Raw genomic sequence first — 1935 nt, 5'->3', positions numbered from 1 at the left:
TCAGCAGTTCGGTGAGCGTGGTGCCGAGGCGTGCCGGGGAGGGAGAGACCCTGACGCCAGCGGCTTCGAGGGCGGCGATCTTGGAGCCTGCGTCGCCCTTGCCGCCGGAGATGATGGCGCCGGCATGGCCCATGCGCCGCCCGGGCGGGGCGGTGCGCCCGGCCACGAAGCCGACGGTGGGCTTGGCGCGCCCGCGCTTGGCCTCGTCGAGCAGGAACTGCGCCGCATCCTCCTCGGCCGAGCCGCCGATCTCCCCGATCATCACGATCGAATGGGTGTCGGGATCACCTAAGAACATCTCCAGCACGTCGATGAACTCGGTGCCCTTGACCGGGTCGCCGCCAATGCCCACGGCCGTGGTCTGCCCCAGCCCCTCATGGGTGGTCTGGAACACCGCCTCATAGGTCAGCGTGCCCGAGCGCGACACGATGCCCACCGAGCCCTTCTTGAAGATGTTGCCCGGCATGATGCCGATCTTGCATTCGTCCGCCGTCATCACACCCGGGCAGTTCGGCCCGATCAGCCGCGACTTCGAACCCGACAGCGAACGCTTCACCCGGATCATGTCGGTGACCGGGATGCCCTCGGTGATGCACACGATCAGCGGGATCTCCGCATCGATCGCCTCGCAGATCGCGTCCGCCGCACCCGGCGGCGGCACATAGATCACCGAGGCATCGGCCTTGGTGACATGGCGCGCCTCGGCCACGGTGTCGAACACCGGCAGGCCCAGATGCTGCGAGCCGCCCTTGCCCGGCGAGGTGCCCCCCACCAGCTGCGTGCCGTATTTGATGGCCTGCTCGGAATGGAAGGTGCCGTTCTTGCCGGTGAAGCCCTGGCAGATCACCCGGGTTTGCTTGTTGATCAGGATCGACATCAGTGGCTTCCCCGCACGGCTTTCACGATCTTCTGGGCGGCATCGTCCAGGTCATCGGCGGCGATCACGTTCAGGCCGGAATCGCGGATGATCTGCTTGCCGAGTTCGACATTGGTGCCTTCCAGGCGCACCACCAGCGGGATGGTCAGCCCCACCTCCTGCACCGCGGCGATCACGCCCTCGGCGATCACGTCGCAGCGCATGATGCCCCCGAAGATGTTGACCAGGATGCCCTTCACCTGCGGGTCGGCCGTGATGATCTTGAAGGCCGCCGTCACCTTCTCCTTGCTGGCCCCGCCGCCGACATCCAGGAAGTTGGCCGGCTCCTCGCCATAGAGCTTGATGATGTCGAGCGTGGCCATGGCCAGGCCCGCCCCGTTCACCATGCAGCCGATCGAGCCGTCCAGGGCGATGTAGGACAGGTCGTAGCGCGAGGCCTCGATCTCCTTGGGGTCTTCCTCGCTCTCGTCGCGCAGCGCCACGATGTCGGGATGGCGGTAGAGGGCGTTGGAATCAAAGCCCATCTTGGCGTCCAGGCATTTGAGCTCGCCCCCCTTGGTGACGATCAGGGGATTGATCTCCAAAAGCGCCATGTCCTTGGCCACGAAGGCGGTGTAGAGCTTGGTGGTCAGCGAAACCGCCTGCTTGGCCAGGTCCCCGGAAAGCCCGAGCGCCTTGGCCACCGCCAGGCCGTGATGGGGCATCACCCCGGTGGCCGGATCGACCGAGAAGGTCACGATCTTCTCAGGCGTCTCATGGGCCACCTTCTCGATGTCCATGCCGCCCTCGGTGGAAACAACGAAGGCGACCCGGCTGGTCTCCCGGTCGACCAGCACCGAGAGGTAGAACTCCTTCTCGATATCAGAGCCGTCCTCGATATAGAGGCGGTTGACCTGCTTGCCGGCCGGCCCGGTCTGCACCGTCACCAGCGTGTTGCCCAGCATCTCGCTGGCATTGGCGCGCACTTCCTCGATCGACCTGGCCAGGCGCACCCCGCCCTTGGCGTCGGCAGGCAGTTCCTTGAACTTGCCCTTGCCGCGGCCGCCCGCATGGATCTG

At 66.0% G+C, this 1935-nt stretch carries 2 protein-coding genes; both read right to left on the bottom strand.

The annotated features are described in order from the left end of the window. Nucleotides 1–877, bottom strand: an 877-nt coding sequence (gene sucD, locus J8I29_RS29590) for a succinate--CoA ligase subunit alpha (protein ID WP_209434413.1), incomplete at its 3' end; no start/stop codon positions are given. Next, nucleotides 877–1935, bottom strand: a 1059-nt coding sequence (sucC, locus tag J8I29_RS29585; protein ID WP_209434412.1) for an ADP-forming succinate--CoA ligase subunit beta, incomplete at its 5' end; no start/stop codon positions are given. The genes sucD and sucC, both read right to left, overlap by 1 nt.

The organism is Labrys sp. LIt4, from assembly GCF_017813775.1.
In the GTDB taxonomy this organism is placed as follows: Bacteria; Pseudomonadota; Alphaproteobacteria; order Rhizobiales; family Labraceae; genus Labrys; species Labrys okinawensis_A.
This window is presented reverse-complemented; position numbering and strand designations above follow the sequence as displayed.